Origin of the sequence: Photobacterium sp. CCB-ST2H9 (genome assembly GCF_023151555.2) — a bacterium.
Lineage (GTDB): Bacteria > Pseudomonadota > Gammaproteobacteria > Enterobacterales > Vibrionaceae > Photobacterium.
Genome location: NZ_CP100425.1, coordinates 86,520 through 109,328, shown reverse-complemented (window position 1 = coordinate 109,328; position 22,809 = coordinate 86,520). Strand labels below are relative to the sequence as shown.

18 protein-coding genes are annotated in these 22,809 nt (G+C 41.4%); 4 read left to right on the top strand and 14 right to left on the bottom strand.

Going from position 1 to position 22,809, the window contains the following annotated elements; all coding sequences use genetic code 11:
• Nucleotides 1-181: 181 nt before the first annotated feature.
• The 5 genes from L4174_RS00475 to L4174_RS00455 form a co-directional block, all read right to left on the bottom strand.
• The gene (locus tag L4174_RS00475) at nt 182-2,554 is read right to left on the bottom strand and encodes a hypothetical protein (protein ID WP_248144560.1); all 2,373 of its coding nucleotides are present in this window, start codon (nt 2,552-2,554) and stop codon (nt 182-184) included.
• Complete coding sequence (locus L4174_RS00470; RefSeq protein ID WP_248144561.1) at nt 2,551-3,684, bottom strand: hypothetical protein; 1,134 nt, start codon at nt 3,682-3,684, stop codon at nt 2,551-2,553. Before L4174_RS00470 ends, L4174_RS00475 begins: the two co-directional genes overlap by 4 nt.
• A gap of 95 nt (nt 3,685-3,779) precedes the next feature.
• Complete coding sequence (locus tag L4174_RS00465) at nt 3,780-5,387, bottom strand: hypothetical protein (protein ID WP_248144562.1); 1,608 nt, start codon at nt 5,385-5,387, stop codon at nt 3,780-3,782.
• A 6-nt stretch (nt 5,388-5,393) separates the two neighbouring features.
• Complete coding sequence (locus L4174_RS00460) at nt 5,394-5,705, bottom strand: hypothetical protein (RefSeq protein ID WP_248144563.1); 312 nt, start codon at nt 5,703-5,705, stop codon at nt 5,394-5,396.
• Between the two features lie 2 nt (nt 5,706-5,707).
• A complete protein-coding gene (locus L4174_RS00455; protein WP_248144564.1) occupies nt 5,708-6,055 on the bottom strand; it encodes a hypothetical protein in 348 nt (115 codons plus the stop codon).
• A 678-nt stretch (nt 6,056-6,733) separates the two neighbouring features.
• Between L4174_RS00455 and L4174_RS00450 the strand changes: the two genes are divergently transcribed.
• Together L4174_RS00450 and L4174_RS00445 are read left to right on the top strand one after the other, a co-directional pair.
• Nucleotides 6,734-7,069 (top strand): hypothetical protein, encoded by a 336-nt coding sequence (locus L4174_RS00450; RefSeq protein ID WP_248144565.1) that lies wholly within the window; start codon nt 6,734-6,736, stop codon nt 7,067-7,069.
• A 1,048-nt stretch (nt 7,070-8,117) separates the two neighbouring features.
• Nucleotides 8,118-8,585, top strand: coding sequence for a hypothetical protein (locus tag L4174_RS00445; protein WP_065771970.1), 468 nt, complete (start codon nt 8,118-8,120; stop codon nt 8,583-8,585).
• Between the two features lie 77 nt (nt 8,586-8,662).
• Here L4174_RS00445 and L4174_RS00440 read toward each other — a convergent pair whose 3' ends face one another.
• The 8 genes from L4174_RS00440 to L4174_RS00405 all read right to left on the bottom strand — a co-directional run bounded on the left by L4174_RS00440 (nt 8,663) and on the right by L4174_RS00405 (nt 19,348).
• Nucleotides 8,663-9,862, bottom strand: coding sequence for a hypothetical protein (locus L4174_RS00440; protein WP_248144566.1), 1,200 nt, complete (start codon nt 9,860-9,862; stop codon nt 8,663-8,665).
• Nucleotides 9,855-10,646 (bottom strand): M48 family metallopeptidase, encoded by a 792-nt coding sequence (locus L4174_RS00435; protein WP_157629882.1) that lies wholly within the window; start codon nt 10,644-10,646, stop codon nt 9,855-9,857. The genes L4174_RS00440 and L4174_RS00435 overlap by 8 nt, the downstream gene beginning before the upstream one ends.
• 2 nt (nt 10,647-10,648) lie before the next feature.
• Nucleotides 10,649-13,927, bottom strand: coding sequence for a type I restriction endonuclease subunit R (locus tag L4174_RS00430; protein WP_248144567.1), 3,279 nt, complete (start codon nt 13,925-13,927; stop codon nt 10,649-10,651).
• The gene (locus tag L4174_RS00425; RefSeq protein WP_248144568.1) at nt 13,927-14,571 is read right to left on the bottom strand and encodes a TIGR02646 family protein; all 645 of its coding nucleotides are present in this window, start codon (nt 14,569-14,571) and stop codon (nt 13,927-13,929) included. Before L4174_RS00425 ends, L4174_RS00430 begins: the two co-directional genes overlap by 1 nt.
• Entirely contained in the window at nt 14,555-15,892 is a 1,338-nt protein-coding gene (locus tag L4174_RS00420) for an AAA family ATPase (RefSeq protein WP_203496815.1), read from the bottom strand. The genes L4174_RS00425 and L4174_RS00420 overlap by 17 nt, the downstream gene beginning before the upstream one ends.
• Before the next feature lie 65 nt (nt 15,893-15,957).
• The gene (locus tag L4174_RS00415) at nt 15,958-17,229 is read right to left on the bottom strand and encodes a restriction endonuclease subunit S (protein WP_248144569.1); all 1,272 of its coding nucleotides are present in this window, start codon (nt 17,227-17,229) and stop codon (nt 15,958-15,960) included.
• Complete coding sequence (locus L4174_RS00410) at nt 17,219-18,736, bottom strand: type I restriction-modification system subunit M (protein ID WP_248144570.1); 1,518 nt, start codon at nt 18,734-18,736, stop codon at nt 17,219-17,221. The genes L4174_RS00415 and L4174_RS00410 overlap by 11 nt, the downstream gene beginning before the upstream one ends.
• 3 nt (nt 18,737-18,739) lie before the next feature.
• A complete protein-coding gene (locus tag L4174_RS00405) occupies nt 18,740-19,348 on the bottom strand; it encodes a restriction endonuclease subunit S (RefSeq protein WP_248144571.1) in 609 nt (202 codons plus the stop codon).
• Nucleotides 19,349-19,467: 119 nt separating this feature from the next.
• On the opposite strand from L4174_RS00405, the gene L4174_RS00400 reads away from it, so the two are divergent.
• The gene (locus L4174_RS00400) at nt 19,468-20,457 is read left to right on the top strand and encodes a nucleotidyltransferase (RefSeq protein WP_228213368.1); all 990 of its coding nucleotides are present in this window, start codon (nt 19,468-19,470) and stop codon (nt 20,455-20,457) included.
• A gap of 3 nt (nt 20,458-20,460) precedes the next feature.
• Nucleotides 20,461-21,381, top strand: coding sequence for an S-4TM family putative pore-forming effector (locus L4174_RS00395; RefSeq protein WP_157629874.1), 921 nt, complete (start codon nt 20,461-20,463; stop codon nt 21,379-21,381).
• A gap of 11 nt (nt 21,382-21,392) precedes the next feature.
• Here the strand turns inward: L4174_RS00395 and L4174_RS00390 are convergent, their stop codons facing one another.
• Nucleotides 21,393-22,805, bottom strand: coding sequence for a TnsD family Tn7-like transposition protein (locus L4174_RS00390; RefSeq protein WP_203496809.1), 1,413 nt, complete (start codon nt 22,803-22,805; stop codon nt 21,393-21,395).
• Nucleotides 22,806-22,809 lie beyond the last annotated feature (4 nt).

Genomic DNA, 22,809 nt, shown 5'->3' with positions numbered 1-22,809 from the left:
TCTGGTACTTTACCTCGTAAAGATAAGAGCTGCCGGGCTCATATTGAATGACATACGGTTCACTCTTTAACTTGAACAAAACAAGCAAAATAATGCCCACAAAAATAATTGTACTCAATACAAGTACGGCAGCTCTGTTTTTCATGTGTTACCTATATTCTTCAAGGTTCAACTATTACGACTAAAACAAGAATCCATGCAGGCTTCTCAGTACTGCAGCATCATTTTGTTTCGACTGCTGTTCAGAAGTGACAACCGGAGATATACCAGCACTAGATTCAGCCAACCATTCAGTGGTTACCATGCTCTTTTGTTCCGCCATCATCGTCCGCTGGGTGCTGTTCTCAATTGATGACAACAACCAAGACTCATACTGCTCAATATTGTCTTGCGCATTTTCAAATTGAATTCTCAATGCAGCATCTTTTTGCGGCAGTAACGTCGTTGCTTCTTCAGTGATTGTATTTTTAACCAAATTAAAGACTTCACTAATTCGGGCTTCCGTTTTCTTGCTGTAGTCTTCCAGAGCCAGATGACGCTGATACAAGTCAACTTTGCCTTGCAGGGCCGCAGCTTCTTTCCGATCAGTTTGATCCAGCATTGAGCCGCTGACATGAACGCCCTGGTATCCATAAGTCAATCCCCAGTTCATGATCGACTTATTCCAGGCATATCCACCATATTTATAGATAGATTTAGACTTTTTCTTTGTTTTAATACATGGGTAAGGGATTTTAATAAATCCAACTTTCTTCTTACAAATTTTTACCCATGGATACTCAACAAAAGCACTGATATCACCGCTTAACGCTCTGACCAAAGCATCTGATGTCAGTGAAAGTTTTAAGTAGGGTTCTCCACCTGGCGCAAAAAACAATCCGGCTTTACCACGCAAAGGAACTTGCAGATTCAGAACATCCACTGAACCTTTCACCCCAACAGATAGCACTTTCGCCACACCAACTGCACCTTCACCAAATGCACCCGCTTTCGCCATCGGTACGAGCTCAGCATAGACTTGCGTGAACGTCAGGCCGACTCTCAACTTAGTGTTAGCAGTAGCATAAACGCCCACCGAAACGTACACAGGGATCGGGCCAATGGCAAATTGCTGTGTATATTTGTAGTTATAACTGTAACCGTCTCCGCCCCCCAACAGCTCCGCTTCATATGCCAGAGGATCAGTTGTACTGCGTTTATTAATTTTATTGAGCTGCATGCCCAGGACTTGAATATCAGTATTAAACTCGACTAACTTCGGTCCCACTTCAGCTTGCGCATAAGCGCCAATCGCGTTCTTGGTCTTACCGAACACAAAGACATCAGCACGCCCTACCGCAATCCCCCATTGTATTTCTTCAGAACCCCGGATTTCATAGTAGGCTTTTGCCTGCGCACCTATAACTTTACGGCTGCCTAAATCAAACCCATTCCAGTCCTTACGTTTCTTCACTTTCAGTGCTTCACGAGTTGGTGGCGAAAACGATTTATTAAATGAGATAACTGGGAATTCAGGCATTTTCAGATTTTCAGGTAAATCTAAACCCAGCTCCGTAATCTTTGCCTTCAAAAACTCAGGAGATGGCATCTTAAGTTTTATCTTAAAATCATCGATTTCCAACAACTCAGAGGCCCAGCTCATGGCTTCCTGTAATGGTGCCCAGGATAAAATACTCTCACCACCCGGAATCGACAAACCCAGTCCTTTAAAAGCGAAGGATATTTTTAAATCTAGAGAATCAATCAACGGTTGCAGATCAAAGTCAAGGCCAAGCATAGACAGAATACTGTCTTCATCAACTCTCGCCTCCCCATTCTCATAGACAATATTGAATCCCATGGCACTCGGCAGGTTATAGCCTAAAGCACAAAGAATTTTACTGCTGTTATTGATCCCGCGGATATAATCATCAAACTTTGTTAAATCGCCGCTTTTTAGTCGATACTTTTTATCAAATTTCAAGCCATTCTTTTCAGCAGCATCACCAACACGTTCATTCACCTTAGCAACAAGCTTGTCCACGTCAATTTGAGGGCACTGACCTGGATCAACAGCATCTAAACGACGCAACAACTCTTCTTTTGCATAAAGTTGTAATGCATCCAGTAACCTTTTTCTCATGGTTTCCGGATCGTTGAACAACTCGTACAAGTCTACGGGCAATTGCTCAAAGCTGTCATCTCTCAGAGAATAACCAAATGGTGTAATCTGCTTCTCCAGCTGATTTGCCATGTTGACGTATTCATTCACTTCAACTTTAAATGGTTCTTTAACGTCTACATTAACATCACCACGAACACTTAAATCAATCAGCAAATATGTGACATTATTTTCAACCAACACTGATAATTCATCGTCAGGGTTATCATCAGCTAATTTTTTCAATTCCGCTGGTGTGAATGGTTCATATGGTAACGGCGTTCGGTCACCAAGAACAAGCCGGATAACATCTTCTCCATCTTCAACTTTCTGGGTCGCAGCATGAACCATTTGAACAGAGAGACAGCTGAAAGCATAGAATAAAAACAATCCGTATCTTATCAATTTACTCACTGGCTGATCTCCGTATAAGGCGCCTGAGGAACTCTCACTAATTGCTGATATAAATACCGTTGTTGTTCAAGATTCATACCTTTAATCGAATTTAAATCTAAACCAACCAACGTCTTCAATAGTGAACAGTTATACTTCAGATAGTTTGCTTCATCCTGACATTGGCTGACATACATCGTTGTAATCGATCTGTACTGCCGGTACAAACCTGCGTATGCACGGGAACGGTAAGCATCAATATTTCTTTTTGCCTGAGCATAGTGAGCATCAATAAAATCAATACCAGGCTGCTTCAGACTGTTATCAAGCGGACTGGCAAGAATGAGTTTCATGTCCTTTTGATACTGTTTTTCAAGCTGCTGAAAACGCGATTCAGCGGCGAACCAATCCCGGCTTGCATAAGACTGAATATAAGCCGCATGCTTCGATGCTCTATCCATCGGCACAGACAGTAACTGATCCACTGCAAAAATTTCACTTAACTTCTGTAGTGCAGTGGTCAGTTCAGGAAACTCTAATTTAGAACGATTAATCAATGACTTCAGAACCTCTCTAGTCATCAATAATGCATCATCAAGCCGCTTCAGGTGCTGTTCTGAGAAATCGTCATTTAAATTTTGAAACGCTTGATGCGTCAGCACAACATTATCGTTCAACGCGACGATCACAGACTGAAGCTCCTGAACATAATTTTCCGGATAACTTGGAATTCCCTCTAACAGGGATAAACCTGTCCGTGCCTGGCTATAAATTTTACGTGCGTCTTCCTGAGACTGATAGAGATCGTTCATCAACGTTGATATCTGGACTTGAAACGCGCCACTATCAGATGCTGCAAGCTGTTGGTGATTACTAATCTGACGTCTGAGTTGATCCATCTGATTCAGCCACAACAAATGTTTCTGATACCAGGCCTCTGCCAAAGTCGCAGAACCATTATTCCCCAAATAATATTGTTCGCGCGCCAGATTATATTTGGTTAAAGAATCCAGCACTTCATCTAGTCGGTAATTTACCTGATTGAGCTGGAACTGCTGCTTATCCAGCATTTCTGGTGTCACATTGGCTGCAGATGATGTCCAGGGAATCATCATCATGCAGAAAGAAAACGAAAGCAGTCGACGTTTCATACCCTATCCCGTTTATAAGATATAAATAAAAGATACAGAGAAATATCAGAGGGGAATCACCCTCTGATACAAGCTAAGCATATAGCTAGGCTGTCTTATTTAGATGATTCAATAGCTTTCGATAATTTATCTTTCAAGTCCTTTAATTTTTCAACTTCCGCAGCATCGGCTTTTTCTGCTATCTCTAAGAATTTTTGAACAACAGCGGAGATATCTGTTACCTTTGCATTTAATGTCGCTTTATATTGAGCAATGGATTTCTTTATTCCCTCAAGATTACTGTCTGAACCTTCTTGAACTAGTTCCAGATCAGTGATGTGCCCATTAATCTTGGACAAAACTATAATTGAGTTCCATTGGTTAATTAATCGATAATCGTAAATAAATTCAAGATCCGGATTAATCAATGCACCTACAGTCAAAGTAGGATGTTCTGCTTTTAATTCTTCAACCAATGATTTCATCAATTCAAAGTTTGGCATTTTATTGCCATTTACATCAATTATATTCAGTGTCGATTCTAGCACCGACTGATTAACATTCTGATAACGTTCAAGGGAAAGTATAGGATCAAAAAATTCTGGAACTTGAACAGAGTTAGCAAACGTCTCCCAATTTACACTAATTTCTGCTCGAATCTGATCTGAAATAGAACCTGAATTCATATCAATTGCCTGGAGGGTTTGGTATTCGGCAATGACCGATTCTGCTTCTTTTAATAATTGCGAACCAAATCTCGCAAGCTCATTGATATAAGCATCTTTGCTGCCTGTACGTTTAAACGTTACCGACCAATCTGAAGTCGCAATGTCCTCATAGTTCACCAATGTCAACCGAACACCAGCTACGCAATGGTTCTTAAATGTTGTGAAGTTTTCTCCAGAAAAGGTACTGACTGGAGCACTGCCATCAAAACCAATGTCTGTCATTGTCGAATCTTTATACACCAGACTAATGCTTACTGGCGTAACCGGCTTTTCACTCAAGCAGGAGAGTTCAAAGTAAGGTGTTGGATTTACTGATGAATAAATATGCCCTTTCCACATATCATCCGTCACAAGGGATACTTGCCTGCGATCTGTCACAGTCCCCGTCACAAAGAAAGTAATACCACCATTTGATACCGGAATATATCCCTGACGATAAGACAATTCATTTTTCTTTGTGGTTTTAACAAGATCTCCGCTGTAACGCGCCTTTCTTTGCACCTGATTAATATCAACATCACCTGGAGTCAGCGTTAGCTTTGATGACGTACAAGTTTCGATGTTGTTTTTGACAAAGCAGCCATTACCCGAGCCATAGTAGCTGGAAGGAACCAGGTCATGATTACCGGCAGTACACTCAATCGTTCCGGCCGTTTTTTTAATCTCACCTTTAAAGGTCTCGTAAACATCTTTACAGTTTTGGTAACGTTTGTTGACTATAAAAATGTCTTGATTCAGGCTCAACAGTACATCACCAGCTAAATCATCCGGCGTCAGCTTGATTGACGAATTTCCAGCATTCAATACAGAACGCTTTTCCGGGACTTCCTGATTCGTCGCCCACCTTTCCAGACTACAAACACGGTCACGGTGAACCGGATAAGTCCCTTTATTCTCACCCAAACAAAAATCAGAGGTAGTCATTGCCAATGAACTCAATGGAAAACCAGCAAGGGTGCAGGCAATTATTAAACCTAAATTCGTTTTTCTCATCATGAATCCTTACTGTACCAAATCAAATGTTTGTAATTCATTCGCACCATTGACACATTCAGATGTGAAATGGACCCTCACTTGTGTTCCGGTGAACATTGCTGAGCTTAATACGGATAAAAGCTGTTGCTTTTCAGCAGGCACGATCACTGTGTTTTTAATACATACTGTTGAGTCAACTGGTTTCTCCAACACCAACTGGCAATGAGTGGCATTGATATCACACTGAATACTCTGAATGGTATTCACATCCCCATACGATGCATTCGCCGTTGCAGCAGCGAGAGACAAAGAAAGCATTAAGCCATGTTTCTTATTCATGCTTATGCTCCCACGTTCTTTGATTTCGCCAGAACCTCGTAAGATTTCAGCTGAGGCAGACCATTCGTCCCACAGACTGAATCAACTGCAACCGCGACTTGGTGCTGAGTCATCATTGCCGAGGAAAGAAGCGCCACCGCGAGTTTTCCTTGCGTGGTCTCACTCGACCAGTTGATTTTGTTCGAAGCACACTCAGCTGGCCCAACTTTTTCAACACCGAATGATAAAGCACATTGCTGGCTTTCCTGATCGCAACCCACTTGCTGAATCAGTTGTGGTTCCGAGATTTCGGCATGAGCAACAGAACAAAAAGCAGAAAATGCAATAACTAACAGAGATTTAACTTTCATCTTCCATCCTTAGTGAGCAAATATATGTTCATCTTGGAAATAACTTGCTTGGGTGAGCCAATACAGCGAGCGTGAGTCACGAAGTCCATGCAAAATGTCAATCCAATCTGATCAACGATGCTGTAACTATTTTTATGTAATCCTTCATATCAATCGGAATGAGAAATGGCACCGCTCCCATCTCCCTCATGATATGAAACAAATGGCTCAAAACATCAATATGAACTGGCGTGTATGGTATACAAAATACATAAAAACTCAATGCATATGATTGCTTTTTTGCTTATAATGCGCAGCAGTTGTACAAACCATGATTTAGATCCTGCTAATACAGCGAAAGGTGAAGTAAATATGAAAAAATGTTATCTATCATTACGTTTACTGCATCCATTTTTTCAGTACAACTTTGAACAAGATTGACACAGATGACTTGGGAACATTTTTCAGAACAGAAGCGCTATTTAATAAATAGTTCATTACTACAATATTGATTCGAGTGTTATTAATTCACCATCGTCATCCCAGTATGATTTCATGAGTCATAAGATACATCCGTCATTCCAGAGTTGGATTAAAGCCATATAAATTCAATGGATTTATATGCGAAGACCGTTCGCTGAGCCATCCACACCAGTTGATTTCTGGCATAAGATTTCTCTCAACATACAAAGGTAAATAATGAAAAATTTATTCTTGTTATCTGCTTTACTATTTCCTGCTTTAAGCCAAGCAGAGTGGAAAAATTATGTTCAGCCTGTAGAACTGCTTTATGAAGGAGATGATAATGGCTCTCGTGCATATATTGTTTTCCAAGAGTACTTTCCGCTCGCTGATTGCCCCAAGCAAAAAGGAGACTTTATCCGGATTTACGGAGACACGCGGAAAGGTCAGTATTTTATCAGCACCCTGCTGACAGCGATTACCGCAAATAAAAAAGTTTGGCCTGATATTTCTGACTGTGATGACTGGGGCCGCCCAATTTTAACGGGTTTACGCATCAAATCCGGTGTTTGAGAAGTAAGCCCTCTGCATTCAAACTAAGCTGAGTCAGCAGAGGGCTTCTTTGATGCACCCGATTCATATAAGTGACGACACTCTTGTTTACCTGTGATAACTAGCCTGACATCAAATCATCAAAAATCGCTATGACCACACCCAAAAGTATACCTATATCATCTAAATGAAAATTTGAAAGTAATAGTCTGCTCTGGAAAAGAAATCTCCTCTGTCTTGTCTCTCAATAGCAAGAATGCACAACATTTAACTTGATCGCCGCTACCTGTTTTGAAGCAAGCAGATCATCCCTATTCACTCAACAATCAAACCTGACTTTTAGACAGCTTGCCTTTCAGCCTCTTTTGAAATCCTGATGTTTTTCGACCAAGTTCTTAACCTATGTTTAAGAAAAGTTACTTTTCCAAAATTCCTTAGATAAACCTCAAGAAAAGGCACTGGATAATGTGTGATAAATCAAAAATATACGGTAAATAAAAACAACTACCATACAATGAACACTAGTTTATTTACCATTTCAAAATTACCCCGTTCAGGATCTCACTAGTTCAAAAACAAAGGATAGATATGAATTTTAGACGCTTGGTCAACTGGCATGACCATAAGCTGTTACGAGACTGGGAAAATATATCAAGATGCAGATGTTATGGCCTGATTTTCATGACCATAATATTAATCATATCAATTTACTTTTTATTGAATACAAAAATTGAAATGATTTTGATGGTATTCACAACTGGAGTAATATTTGGAATGAACGTTGAAAAATTGATTCAGATACGAATCACATCTCTCTTAAAGAAATAAGAGTTCGTCAGTCATTATTTTCAAAGCCACCAAACTTGGTGGCTTTCATTACTTTTCTGTATCGGAACAATATAGTTTGTACACTAACGCCATTTTGGAACAATAAAGTTTGTACACTATTCGTATTGAAATTGAGATTGTTGGCCTAAATACATTGTTTTATGAAGGGCCGATACCTACTTTTGCTACTCTCAAAGAAACGTCACTACAGTGGTAACTTATAGAAATTGAGTAGTTACATATGAAATACGAAACAACTTCATTACCATTCGCGCCAAACTTTGAAAATTGGCCTATAGGTTCGACTGAGCGCTTAGTCCATGGATATTGGCAGTTGGGTATGATGAGATTGCACACACTGTCTATAAACTGTAGTAAAGACTCACAAGACAGATACAATCAGATTAATCATGAATTGGGGGCAGATACGGCTTATATTGATCTTCTACAGTTAGATGATGAACAGTATAGAACTCACTTGCTAAACATTATTCAACACAATAAGCAGCCGACTTGGATTTGGTTTATTAATTGTGGAGCGCTGCTGAACACCTCGATAGCTGGATGGCTAAGATCTATTCTTACTACTAACAACGTGGAACATATTCGAGTTACTTTTCTTCTTGATAGCCAAGACCAATATAATCTTATATTCCAAGACTATTCAGCACCTTTTTACAAGTCTACTACTAAACTTATGGCCAATTGACGCTATAGAGTTAGGTCATTTACAACTTGTAATTATATAGAACAAAACATCGTTCAAGTTATCAAAAGAGGAAATATTCAAAAATTTAAATCTCTCAAAACCTTTGACACATATTCATAATATGCTTTCTCTCCTCCATAAGAAGAGTGTAATTCTGATTTTTTTATATCTTTTCTTACTAGAATCTCACCCTCTCTAACACCTATATTCACTTGATATGAATAAACTTTATCAATCATCTCAGATAGTTTCTCATCACAAATATTTTTTGGTGGTATATATGCATGTAAAAGAGAAACTGCTTTTTTGAAGTAAACTTGAGACTGCTCAGCCACTGGACACATTTCACCAAAATTTATATTAATCTTACAGAGTGAGCAGTTAGATTTTCGATCTTTCCAAAGTTTATACATTCTCTTATGAAGATTAGCTTTAGCTGGGGAGAATGACTGTAACTTTAAGTGTTCTACCAGAAATTTACTAATTGAATCATAATCAAACTCTAGATAGAAATCCAAGTGTTCTTCCAATGAAAATTTAATTTCTTCAGATCGCTTATATTTGATAGTAGCATAACGCTCTTTCTTCGTTAGATAGCCATAATCTACCAATTCTGTATAACCATCTGGATAGCAAGTGCTTTTTGATTTTAAGTAATTGATAAGTAATGGTTTGGTGCATGGCGCAAATTTTACTTCAGATTTGCTTAGAGGCATACTTGTATGAGCATGAAAACCATCCAATATTTTGCAAAGATACTTATCAACGCAGTTTCCGGACAATATGCATTGTACGACCTCAAATATTTCCTTCCTGTTTACTCTGGGGTCAATGGCGTGAAGAACAGTTTGATGGGATTTGCAAAAATCTTCATTTAGCCACTCATTTTTAAAGTATGAGAACCCAGATTCTTTTATTTGTACATCAATACACTTTCGGCAGAATTTAATTTGTATAGGATTCCCACAAGATTTTACATCTTTTATGGGGGAAAATGTCTTCTCAAAATTATTCACATGACTGATTGGGTTAGAAAAAATCGAAAGTTGGTTCTTTTCCTGCCTAAACGTCTTCTCATATAGGTCGAGTTTAAGATATCGGTCAAGGAAATTAAATTCATGCTTTGCTGCTAAAGGTACACTTGGTTTATCCCCCCAGCCTCCAGTCATTAGAATTGAGTGAAAACACCTATACCCACTTCTCCACAGAACTCTATAAATAAAACCATTTAAAGATTCATCAGGCATAGGACCAAAACCATGATGAAAATCACTCATTCAAATACAATTCCGCCATACCATCGAGCTTACTTTTCACTTCTTTCCAGTTTGGCATCACGCTGGTTAATAAGCGCCAGAAGCGCTCGCTGTGGTTGTATTCTGCGATGTGGCAAAGCTCATGTAGGATCACGTAATCAATGCACTCTTTGGGGGCTTTGATTAGGTGAGGGTTGAGCATCAAGGTTCCTTTGGCTGAGCAGCTTCCCCATTGTTTTTGCATCGGCATAATGCGAAATGAAGGGATGCCCTCTACCCACGTAGCCTGCGGTAAAAGCTCAGCTAAGCGTTCATGGAAAACCCGTTCTGCACGAACGCCATACCAACCAGATACCAGTGCTTTGACGAGCTTTGGCTTATCTTCGTTAAAGCGGTTAAGAGTGACTAACAACTTGCCTCGTTCCATCTTCACGTTGGAAATGGCATCTTGGTCTTCAACCACCTTTAACACATAGCGACGGCCTAGGTAGAATTGCATCTCACCGCTCACATAGTGTTTGGTTTGAACATATTCTAAGTGAGATCGAAACTCGACCAGTGCATTCCAAATCCATTGAGCGCGTTGCATGACCGCCTCATGGATTGCCGATTTATCAGCATCCTGAGGCGCAGTAACAGCCACTCGGCAATCTGGATGCACTCGGATGGTGATTTTCTTTTTCTTAGCTTCCCCGTTTTTGCCCAAAGCAAATGCCTTACGGATCACTTCGTAGGTAACAGCTTCATCACCATAGATGAAGCTGTATTCCTCGACATCGCCTTCTTTCAGGTCAAAAGAAGCCATGCTTAGTGACCTGATAAGCCAAGACGGGTGATCTGAATAACATCCGTAATAATAGCTTGCGCTTTATCGATACCCACATCATTAAACAGCAGTGGCAGCAGTCCTAAACGAATTTGGTTTTCAATCTCCGATGGGTTAATTGAAAACTCGGCAACCGCTTTACGCACAATGCCATCAATGTCTAAGGCATACTTAAAGCATTGATCTTCCGTTAGCGGTGATGGTTCACCTAGCACTTTTAGGAACAGACCATAGTAGGCTTGAACGTGACGTTTGATTTTAGGGTCAAGCTCTGCAAAGCGATCCGTCGGCAATCCTGCTACATCACGGTCTTTGACCTGCTGCTCGAAATCCGCAAATAGAAGATACTGTTTAACAGGGCTATCAAACATCTCCTTGGTTTTCTCGATGGCTTGCTTTAACAAGTTTGAGAAATACTCTTGGGCATACGGGTCATCCGCTAAATCTTGCTCAATCATCTTGGTCACACGACCTGTGATGACATCCTTTTTGTTTTTGGCTTCATCATCGGTCATTTGCTCTGGTTTGGCATCTTTGCCCATATTACCAACCAGATAAGCGCCTTCTGGCTCTTCAATCGACACGCCTGCAATGTGCTTGTCTAACATGGAGCGAATATTTTCCGAATACTCGTCATAGTCCACGGTTTCCTCTGCATCAGCGCGTACTTGTTGGCGCAGTTGACTCATGGATTTCAGCGTGATCTTGTAAAGGTCTCGCTTATTGTCGAAACTCTTATCTTCAAAATACGTAGCCGATTGCAATGCGACTTTTAAGCAGTTAGCAAACGCTGTCAGCGCATCATAAAAATCATTACGCAACTTCAAGTTGGTATCAGTCAGTTGACCGTCAATATTTTCAATTTTAGGTGCCAAAGCCTGACGAAGTGCTTGTCCATCTTGCTTGTTCTTCACACCAGAAAAAATTGCCCATAGGTCATCATACAAACCTGGCAACTTCTTGTACTCGGTATCCATGCGGTTATATAAACCTTTGAGATCATCGATATCAAAGCCGCCCTGGGTGCGCTCAGCTAAGTCTTGGTACTTTTCAATGGTGGTATCCAACTCTTTGAGGATGCCTCGATAGTCAATCAAATAACCAAACTGCTTTTTACTGTGTAGGCGGTTAACACGTGCAATTGCTTGGATTAGGTTGTGCTGCTTTAACGGTTTGTCGATATACAATACTGTGTTCTTAGGTTCATCGAAGCCAGTTAAAAGCTTATCGACCACAATCATAATGTCGGGACCTTCATCCTTTTCAAATTCTGCAATGATGTGTTTGGTGTAGGCTTTTTCATCGCTCCAGCCTTTCTGTGCGACGTTCTCTTTCCACCAATTTTGGACCAGATCGGTACTTTCATTATCGACGTTATCGTGTCCCTCACGGGTATCGGGTGGTGACATCGCAACCACTGAAGTGACTTTACCGATTTGGTCGAGAAGCTTCTTATAGCGGATCGCAGAGGCTTTAGAGTCGCAAGCAAGTTGTCCTTTCAAACCTTGCTGCTTGAAGTTCTGGAAGTGATCAGAAATATCGTGCGCGATTAACTCTAAGCGACCTTCGGTTTGGTAGATCTGACCTTTTTGAGCGAACTTGCGCTTTAAGTCAGCGCGTTGCTTTTCCGATAGGGTATCGGTAATACGGTCAAACCATGCATCAATGGCTTTGTCGTTGGTGCTGAGATCAGGAATACGCTCTTCGTATAACAGAGGGGTCACCGTGCCATCTTCAACGGCTTGCTGCATGGTGTAAGAGTGAATGATCTTACCGAACTTGTTCTCGGTTTTATCGTCTTGCAGTAGGGGTGTACCTGTGAAGCCGATGTAAGCCGCTTTTGGCAAGGCTTGTTGCATTCGGATATTGTTTTCACCGTTTTGGCTACGGTGTCCCTCATCCACTAATACGATAATGTCTGGACTATCGTTGTAGCATTCTGGTAGGTTAATCGCCGTACCAAACTTGTTGATGATCGAGAAGATTATACGTTCATTGCCTTTACCAATTTGCTCGGCAAGGCGTTTACCTGTAGTTGCCATTGCATCTTTTTTGTCTTTATCTGACAGTGCGCCGCCAGAGGCAAAGGTGCGAGCAAGCTGATCTTCTAAATCGACACGGTCAGTCACAACCACAACACGGCATTTCGCTAACTCTTTTAGCCAAATCAGTGCTTTTGACAAAAACACCATCGTGAATGATTTGCCTGAACCTGTGGTATGCCAGATCACACCGCCATTACGTGCGCCTTTGTCATCAAAAGAGGTGATGCGCTCCACTAAGGCTTTAATGCCAAACACTTGCTGATAACGCGCAACAATCTTGCCTGCTTTTTTGTCAAACAATGTGAATAAACGGGTTAGCTCTAGTAGGCGGTCATGGCGCAGTAAGGATACCAATAAGCGATCTTGGTCTGTCACCACCAAATCACCGCCTGCAATCAGTGATAGATATTCATCTTTGATCGCTGGCGTGCGATGGCTGAAAATCGCATTCAGTTGCGCGTCATTCAGTGGGGTGTTCTTAATGCGTTCAAAGGTGCTTTCGGTGATGTCTTCTTCTTTCCATTTCGCCCAGAACTTCTCAGGTGTGCCGCACGTACCGTATAAGCCATCATGTCCATTGATGGACAACAACAGTTGGCTGTAAGCAAACAGATGCGGAATTTCATCCACTTTTTGGTTGCGGATGTTTTGCGAAATACCTTCGGTGATGGTGGGTTTACCATTGATGCTGCTGTCAGGGCGTTTTGCTTCTATCACCACCCAAGGCAAGCCATTAACGAAACAGACCACGTCAGGAATGCGTTTACCTGTACTACGGGCGTTATCAACTTCCATCTCTTCGGTGAAATGAAATTGGTTGTTTTCAGGCGTGTCCCAATCAATGATTTGAATGGTTGGGTTGGCTTTTTTACCCTCGACAAACTCAGTCACGCTAATGCCGTAGGTTAACGCGTTATAGAGCTTTTCATTGGCCGCTTTTAGCCCTTCATTCATCGCAGGATTGGCAAGCTCTTGTACGATTTTATCAATCGCAGCTTGCGATAAATGACGCTCTTTACCCATGAATGAATAGGTTTTAAAGCTCAATACTTTGCGCAAAACCTGCGGCAAAATCACCGTGGTTTTGTTGCCACGCATTGCCATACATTCACTCGGCGAAATGAATTGATAGCCAAGGTTAGTAAGCAAAGTTAGTGCAGGGATTTTTGCGCTTTGTTCTTCTTTGAAGTTAGGCAGATGATTAGAGTTATTCATTATGCAATCCATTGCCTTAATACATTAGCAACCACAGGTGCAAAGGGCTTTAGTTTGCCATTATCAGGAGTAAGGAGATCATTGATAACATCTGCAAGCAGCTCTGGTTCTTCTGCCCAGTCTTCTTCATCCTCTGGAGCAATTGCATGCTCAGTCAACAAAGCGAAAGATAACTGCTTTCTCTTTTCTATTAGGCTTTTATTATTTTTTTCTGTATCCCCAAGATTTAAAACTCTTATGGTCTCAATAGCATCAGGAGTTTTACCTGAAACACGACCACTGAGTTTAAACACTAAGTCAGTCTCGCATTGAGCCATTAATGGTGTAAGTGGCAGAGGTTGAGATTTATGAGAGTCCCCACACTGCTTTAGTGTATTGCAGCTCGCTATAATGTTGCTGAAATCTAGAGTTCTATTCTGATTGAGATCTTGTGCTTCAACATGTTCATTATGACAATCGCCATCACCAGACAAAGTCTGACAGCAGTGACCACATAAATAATATTGTTCTGCAAGAGCTTCAGTTCTTATGGCTTGGCGAACAGCACCGTCTTTGAGCTGTGGGTATCGCTGATTCGGATTAGAGCGCTTCCAATCTGTCAGTTCTTGTGGCTCGTATCCTGCACGTTTAGTTATCTTTCGCAATTTTTAGCTCCTTCTTACGAAGCAAAAGTTTTGCTTTAGATAGTTCTAAGTTACTCGCTGGTAAGTCATCTTCTAAGCGTGTCAAAAGTTCTTTTGCTCTATCGATTTCAGAGTCATGAATAGCATCAAGCAAGTCACCCAATTTCTCATTGACCTTAGCATTACGGATATCCGTATCCATGATTTCAAGTAAAACAGAGTTGGCATCTTGACCGTATAATTCTGGTACTGGAGTGGCTTTTTCTGGGTTATCCAGCAAATTCACATACACGCCTTTGATGTCACTGATAACTAACGGGCTGTGGGTTGTCACAATAAACTGAATCTTTGGAAACGCCTTTTGTAAACCACCAAGAATATGGCGCTGCCATTGCGGATGTAGATGCATATCCACCTCATCGATCAATACAATACCATGTGACTCTCGAATCACATGCTCCCCCTGATGAGGGTTCAATTGGATCGCTCGGCGAGCAATATCAGCAACCATACCAATCATGTTACGCACACCATCACTGAGCAGTGAAATCGGTACATTACCTTGTACTTCGTGCGTTGCCACAACTTGTTTTTCAGTTGCAGAGTAATGAACATTTGACCAGCCCGATGGTTCCAGTACAGCATTGATAGCTTTTTGTAATGCGTTTAGGCGAGCCTCATGGACATTACCCGAAACCAGGTTGCCAGACATACGTTGTTGCTGCTGTTTCATCGACTGTTCAAAACTTGCCATGGTTTCTTGATAGAGCCAGCTGGCAAATGTTTTGTAACCACTGCTCGGCTTATCCCAATCACGATACCCCTCTAAGCGGCTCATCTTGCCCAATTTTGGCATGTCGCTAGAAGTATCAAAGCTCTGATTCCAAAGTCTGTCTGTACCATAGCAGGCAATAACAGGCAGATGTGGTTGCGCCCCATCTTGGACTATTTTTTCTAAGCGCTTAGCAACATTAACCAATTCAGATACTTTGGTTCCCGTACTTTTCTGTGTATTACGCGCACGAGACCACTCAATGGGGAAGTCATCAACATAATCACCAAATGATTGAGCAGAAACGACAACAGGAAATTGTGATTCCATGGTGAAACCATGTTCACCCGAGGCAATTTTACCCAAGTGAATATCATTATCACGGATGGCTCGGTCGGTACTCGTGCCAAATCCACTCATAAACTGTCCGTATGCCACCGTAATCGCATCAAGGAGTGATGATTTACCAAACCCATTTAAACCAACCAATACATTGATGCCAGGCTTAAAGGTACATTCAAACTCTTTAAAACCACGGAAGTTCTTTAATGTTAATGCCTTTATTTTCATATTATTATCAACTCAATCATTTGAGAACATCTGCTATTCTCCCCTCGAATGAGGGGATTATTCAATTAAGCGGCTTCGGTTTCCGCTACCTTCACACGACGTTTGCCTGTCAACAACTGCTGCATCAACGCCTTTTTCTCTTGCATGAAGTGTGCAAGTTTGGCTTCTAACAATTCGATTTCCTTATCGGCAGCAGAGAGGACTGCGGCGATTTTTTGTTGTTCATTAAGTGCAGGCAAGAAGATTTTCATCCGCCCCAAATTCGTTCTTGATATGCGACTTCGAGTTGAGCCACCACAGAGTGTCGTAACAGTATATAGTGTGTGATCTAAGCTGAAAAAGTAACTAAGGTATTCAGGTGAAGACTTTGTTTTGTCTACGCGCATTATTGTTACATCAACAGAAGTAAGCATTTTTCTTTCTCCTATATCTGGAACAACACAAGCTCTCCCTGCGGGTTCAGCTAGACGACAAATCAGTAAATCATTAACTTTTACTTCTTTACATTTCAATTTGACAAAGCTTGCTTCAGAAATGTACTTTTTAGCCTTATTTTTAAAGCAACCGACACCTATATTTCCTGTTTGTATTAGTCGACAACCAGAATCAGCAATGTAAGGAGATTCAATCCAATCGCCATCCGTAAAGTTGCCTTTTCCTTTAATGGATAATGCTGACAGTCGCACCTCTTCCCACTCCCCCTCAAACGCTTTACCCGTTTCAGGATCAATCAAACGCTTTTTACCCGTCAACAACTGCTGCATTAAGGCTTTTTTCTGCTGCTTGCTGGCATCAATCAGCTTTTCTGTAGTTGCAATTGCCTTATCCCATGTTGAAAGGATTTGGGCGATTTTGCGTTGTTCTGGGAGTGGTGGGACAGGAATCGTAAAATCTTCTAGTACCTTAACACTTAAATTCGGTGGATCAGTTCCGAGTAATCCTACATTTATACGAAATGCAAATTGATCGCTACGGAGAACTTGGAATGTAAACTCTGAATCAACATTGTCCTTACAAACGATCTTAGCTACACGTTGATTAAGTAATGAGGTATCACTATCTTTGGTTAATCTTGCAACTTTTAATTTATTACCAAGAGTTGGTCGAGTTAGTGCCACAACAATATCCCCTTTAGTAAGTAGATATTTTTTATGTTCTAACAAAAAATGTTCAGGTAGGAAGCTATCTGCATCCCATTTGATTTCACCTATACCAACGTTGGCAATTTTTAACCATTTTGCCCCTGATTCTTTTGCATCAGAGCTTTTAAATGCAAAACCACTAAATAATTTAAATAGTTTTGATGGTGATTTCACTTCCCAACCATTAGGCACCATAACCCAACTCCTCTAGGTAGCCTGCCATTTCTGCTTCTAGGTCAGCTAGTTCGGTCTGTAGCGCCAAACGCTCACTACGCACTGCCATCAAATCGATTTCCGCTTCTTCTTCAAAGGTATCGACGTAACGAGGGATATTCAGGTTGTAGTCGTTCTCACGGATCTCATCAAGGGTTGCCACATACGCGTACTTATCCACGTTGTCGCCACTGCGATAAGTCTTGACGATCTTGTCGATGTTCTCTTGTGTCAGTACGTTTTGGTTTTTGCCAGACTTAAACTCTCGCGAAGCATCAATGAACATCACATCGTTGGTGTCTTTTTTCTTCTTGAAGATCAAGATTGCCGCAGGAATGCCCGTACCAAAGAAAAGTTTTTCAGGTAAACCGATTACCGCATCCAATAGGTTTTCTTCAATCAGTTGTTGACGGATTTTACCCTCAGAAGATGCACGGAATAGCACGCCATGAGGCACAACTACACCCATACGACCAGTCTCTGGCTTTAAAGTCTCGATCATGTGCGAGATGAATGCGTAGTCACCTTTGGTTTTCGGTGGCACGCCACGACGGAAGCGACCAAAGTGATCGCTTTCTGCATCTTCATGTCCCCACTTATCTAACGAGAATGGTGGGTTTGCGGTTACTACGTCAAAGTGCAGTAAGCCACCGTTGCTGTCTTGAAGCTTAGGGTTACGAATGGTGTCGCCCCATTCAATACGGTGGTTGTCTTCGCCATGCAGGAACATGTTCATTTTCGCCAGTGACCATGTTGAGCCAATCGCTTCTTGACCAAACAGTGCATACTGCTTAGAGCCGCCAAAGTTCTTTTGAACTTGCTTACCACACTTCATCAATAGTGAGCCTGAACCACATGCAGGGTCACAAATGCTGTCGCCTTGTTGTGGCTCTAGGATGATAGAAAGCAGATCCGATACCTCTGGCGGGGTATAGAATTCACCTGCTGATTTACCGCTGCCAGCGGCAAAGTGTTTGATCAGGTATTCGTATGCGTTACCAATTACATCCCGCGAACCAACACGGCTAGGGCGTAGGTTTAGGGTTGGCTTACCAAAGTCTTCCAATAGATGGCGTAGAATGTCGTTCTTTTGCTTTTCATCACCCAGTTTATCGGTGTTGAAGCTGATGTCTTGGAACACGCCTTTTAGCTTGGTGCCGTTGGCTTCTTCAATCGCGTGCAGCGCTTGGTCAATACGCGTACCGTTACCTGCGGTATTACGTGCATCATACAAATCCCAGAAGGTTGAACCTGCTGGAATTTTGAATGATTGGCTAGCAAGCATGGCTTCAACCATTTCTTGGTTGCCACCGAACTGTGTAGTGAGTTCTTCCACTTTGTCTTGGCGTACATCTGAGATGTATTTTAAGAACAGCATGGTCAAGATGAAGTCTTTGTAGATGGATGGATCGACGGTGCCACGGAACGTATCGCACGCCGACCAGACGGCTTTGTTGATTTCTTCTTGATTGATTGGAGAGTTTGGCATTTTCTATCTCTTATTTTTTGATTGTTCGTTTAAAACTTGATTGGCGATGGCTTGCATCTCCATCCGTCGTAACTGGATTAACTCTTGGTATATTTGCTCTTCTCGATGTGCTCGCTGGCTTAACGACAGCACTTTTCGCTGCGTTTCTAATGGCGGAATTGTGATTGGCGTTTCCTCTAGTACCGAACGTCGAATACTCACTTGCATTGTACCCTCGGCAGATTGCTGAAAATGACGTTGTGCGACCGATTGATTGAGTTGCCATGCAAGAAACTCTGGCAATAGCGTTATTGTGGAGTTCAAGCGAATCTGAAAATAGTGCGGCGAGCAGATCACTGGTAGCTCTAGCACGCTCAAATCGCCTTCTGATACCCAAGATGCAAGGTTTCTTATTCCACGCGCCGCAAATATTACGTCGCCCGCTTGAAGCCATTCAGGCTCTTTTCGCCCAGCAACATCGGCACGAACAAGCTTCGACCAACTTATTTTCCCATCTACGCTTTGGTCTCGAGTTTGAATGACATAACCGTTCCCCTCTAAAGCTTCTTCTATCGAACCTCGAAAAGGGTGACCTGACCGAATTACCGCGATTTCTTTTAGTGTTACAAGCAAAAAGCCACCTGCATCATTTCATGTGATGCAAAAATAATGCTTGACGATGAACGAAATGTCAACGTAATCTAAAAAAAGAGCATCATCTATAGTGATGCATTAAAAAACATGGAGGGTATATGCCGACAACTGTAAATTCTGCGTTTAATCAATTTATGGCTGACAACGTCAATATTGATAGTAAGAAAACAACCACAGCGCGTTCCAGCCGAGATTATTTGAAAGGGCAAGTAAAAGGGCTAACTGATTTCTTTCCGCTTTACAGCGATAAGGATATCAATTTTGGTTCTTTTGCGAGACGAACGAAAATTCGTCCCTTGGATGATATAGATATGATTTTCACACTGTCGGCACATGGCTGCACATGGGAAGAGAGTTTTGACGGTACTGTATACATCAATACACCGACTGAATCCCCTGAATATAAGAACTTTCGCCATGACTACTCATATCGCCTCAACTCGCGTAAGGTCATCAATCAGTTTGTTAGCAAATTGACTGAACTGAATCACTATAGCAAAGCAGAACTACACAGAAATCAAAACGCAGCAACACTTAAACTAACAAGTTATGACTGGAATTTTGACATTGTTCCAGCCTTTTTTACCACTGAAGATGCCGACGGAAAAACCTTTTACATCATTCCTGACGGCAACGGTCACTGGATAAAGACAGACCCAAGACTAGATAGCCAGCGAGTCACTGACATCAATCAGCAATGTGGTGGTCATGTTCTTAATGCGATCCGAGCAATTAAATACTGGCAACGTAGAGCGACGATGCCTTCAATGTCGTCTTATCTCTTAGAGAATTTGGTTCTTAATTATTTTGCGGAAAAAGGCGAAGCAAGCCTGTTCGTCGACATCAACATCATCAATGTCCTTCAATACATAAAGGACAACATTTGGTGGAATGTTAATGATCCAAAAGGAATTCAAGGAAATTTGAACACTTTATCTTGGGATGAAAAGACTAAAATTTCGCGAAAGGCGGAAAAAGATTTTAATACAGCCCTAGCAGCCCGCGAGTTTGAGAAAGAAGAAGACCACAAAAAAGCAATTGGAGAGTGGCGCAAGGTGTTTGGTAACGACTTCCCACAATATGGATAAAAAATGACAAATATCATAGCTAATCAGAAAAGTACTGAGGCCATTGAGGCTGGCACAGCATTTCGCTTTGCCTACAAAAAAGCAAAAGCTTGGAAAACAGCAATATGGTCAACTACATTGCTGTTTGCTGTCGTACAAACAGTAGCGTCAGCGTACATTTTTTCCAACGGCACCCCAGAGATAGATCCTACACCTTATGTTGTGAGTTTACTTCTAGCATCAGTCTTCGCAGGCAGCTTTGGTAAGCTGCAAGTTACAAAATGGATCGATATAGGTTGTACGCTTCAACGTTTGCATGATTATTTAGTTATGGCTGTCGGAGTAAGACCCACCCATATCGAACTCCCAAAAAGCAAAATCATTGAGTTGAGTCAGAAACAGATTCGCAATACACCAAGCGACAAACAGGAACTTGAAAACTGGTGGTCGACTTCACTGGACACAGTACCGTTCTCTGTTGCAAAAGTAATAGCGACGTACTCAACTTTTGCATGGGAAAGTGAACTTCGTAAGAAGTATCAAGCATTGTTAACCGCTCTTTTAGCTGCAAGTATAGTAAGTCCAATTGTCTTAGCCCTACTCCTGAACTACACAATATCCCAATCAATCATATTTACTATTGCACCATTTACGCCCTTTATCTCCGTGCTTCTAGATGAGTGGATAACGAATAGGCAAAATTTAAACATCGCTAATGACTTAACTAAAGAATGTCACACCTCTTGGCGAAACATTGTAACTGGCAAGTTATCAGTGGATGAAATCGAAGAGGTGACTGAACAACATATGAATTTTTGGCAAAGCTTCCGCCAATCCGCAACACCAATTTTTGAGTGGATATACAATTATTCTCAGCGTCAAATGGAGATGAATATGGTCATTGATACCAAAGAATTAGTAAAACAATATCAAGACACTCTATAAGGAAGTACAACTCAGAGAAACTTACCAAACCCTATCGGCTTCGTGGCTTGAGGCAATATCCCCTCAAGCCATTTTTTGTCATGATGGTAAAGCCAGAAGAAAGCAGCATTACACTTAGATTTAATATCCCGTCTGAGTGACGACGAATTGACGGCAACATAACGCAATAGCTCCAACCTACATCGACGTCGCTTAGACTCAAAGTGACAACGCTTTCTCCACTCAACAAGCCCATTCTTGCTAGAGATCACTTGCTCTACCGAACCGATACCAACACCACAGATTTCGGAAATACTCTTTCTATGCATTGATAGCGTTGCTAATTTAATTATCTTATCTTTGATACCATTGGTTAACATTCTTGGCTTTAGTTTGATCGGCACGCCATTTAGCAAAGCTATCCGCTTTAAGTAAGAACGGCTTTTTCCTGTGATACGATAGACCTCAGCCATTGATTCGCCTTGCTTTAGTAGTGCAAGACATTGACGTTCTATATCTTTACTTTTACTAACAGTCTCCTGCGTTGCAACTGTTGTTTTCACGACATCATAGTCAAAAATATCTTCTGCACGCTCAAATAGCCACGAACCAAATAAAAGATGTCGAAATGGGTGATGGCTGCTCATCGAAAGTAATAGTTCTGATAAATATCTATAGTCTCGAATATGCTTTGGTAACGGATTGTCACCATAATCAGCAAACGGATGAGCATAGTTAAAGAAGTCCTTGAAGAGCACTTGCCTTCTTACATGGTTACCACGAGTAACATACCCAAGCTCATCCAATCTATTACGATATGCTTGCGCCCAATTAAAAGGCTTCATTTCCTTGCTCAAGATTTTTAACAAGCTGTAACTATAGGTGGCAACCTTGACTTCAACGTCTAAAGGGCTTGATTCAGGTGGGCTTGTTAGCGGAGGGAACAAACCTCGTTCAAGCTTTTGTCTTGAATTCAATCGAGTTACTTGCAGCAACTCTCGATGCTTGTAGCATGTGGATATACCACAAATCTGATGACTTCGGTGCCAATACGCAACGCCATGATTGGAAATGTCCTCAATGGCACATTGATGGCACCATTTCAGATAAACTGTACTACCTTGCCCAAAGGAAGCAAGCTGGCTTTCCCACAAAGCCTTATTCCCATCATTATTCAGAAGTGATTTTCGCAACTCGTGTGAGTGCTGAGGTAAAAAAAAGAAGAAGAGTGGCGCAAGAGTTTGCTCATATAGAAGCTTAGATTCGCTATCTCTTAGTAATGAGGATAGCTTCGATACCCCTACAGTCAACGTAGGGTGAAACGTATGCCTAGAAGACGCTAAAACTTTTTCAGTAAATTGGCTTGAAGACTCACCTAATAAACAAAAATGACGAACTAATCGTCCAAAGAGTAACTCATCATCAAATGCGCGTGTAACAAACATACTG

What these genes read in the sequence shown, in the direction of transcription:
- L4174_RS00390 (WP_203496809.1), bottom strand. Translation starts at nt 22,805, where the DNA reads ATGTTTGTTACACGCGCATTTGATGATGAGTTACTCTTTGGACGATTA.
- L4174_RS00455 (WP_248144564.1), bottom strand. Translation starts at nt 6,055, where the DNA reads ATGAAAGTTAAATCTCTGTTAGTTATTGCATTTTCTGCTTTTTGTTCT.
- L4174_RS00400 (WP_228213368.1), top strand. Translation starts at nt 19,468, where the DNA reads ATGCCGACAACTGTAAATTCTGCGTTTAATCAATTTATGGCTGACAAC.
- L4174_RS00440 (WP_248144566.1), bottom strand. Translation starts at nt 9,862, where the DNA reads ATGAGTGATTTTCATCATGGTTTTGGTCCTATGCCTGATGAATCTTTA.
- L4174_RS00450 (WP_248144565.1), top strand. Translation starts at nt 6,734, where the DNA reads ATGAAAAATTTATTCTTGTTATCTGCTTTACTATTTCCTGCTTTAAGC.
- L4174_RS00465 (WP_248144562.1), bottom strand. Translation starts at nt 5,387, where the DNA reads ATGATGAGAAAAACGAATTTAGGTTTAATAATTGCCTGCACCCTTGCT.
- L4174_RS00435 (WP_157629882.1), bottom strand. Translation starts at nt 10,646, where the DNA reads ATGGCTTCTTTTGACCTGAAAGAAGGCGATGTCGAGGAATACAGCTTC.
- L4174_RS00460 (WP_248144563.1), bottom strand. Translation starts at nt 5,705, where the DNA reads ATGAATAAGAAACATGGCTTAATGCTTTCTTTGTCTCTCGCTGCTGCA.
- L4174_RS00395 (WP_157629874.1), top strand. Translation starts at nt 20,461, where the DNA reads ATGACAAATATCATAGCTAATCAGAAAAGTACTGAGGCCATTGAGGCT.
- L4174_RS00430 (WP_248144567.1), bottom strand. Translation starts at nt 13,927, where the DNA reads ATGAATAACTCTAATCATCTGCCTAACTTCAAAGAAGAACAAAGCGCA.
- L4174_RS00470 (WP_248144561.1), bottom strand. Translation starts at nt 3,684, where the DNA reads ATGAAACGTCGACTGCTTTCGTTTTCTTTCTGCATGATGATGATTCCC.
- L4174_RS00415 (WP_248144569.1), bottom strand. Translation starts at nt 17,229, where the DNA reads ATGGTGCCTAATGGTTGGGAAGTGAAATCACCATCAAAACTATTTAAA.
- L4174_RS00420 (WP_203496815.1), bottom strand. Translation starts at nt 15,892, where the DNA reads ATGAAAATAAAGGCATTAACATTAAAGAACTTCCGTGGTTTTAAAGAG.
- L4174_RS00445 (WP_065771970.1), top strand. Translation starts at nt 8,118, where the DNA reads ATGAAATACGAAACAACTTCATTACCATTCGCGCCAAACTTTGAAAAT.
- L4174_RS00410 (WP_248144570.1), bottom strand. Translation starts at nt 18,736, where the DNA reads ATGCCAAACTCTCCAATCAATCAAGAAGAAATCAACAAAGCCGTCTGG.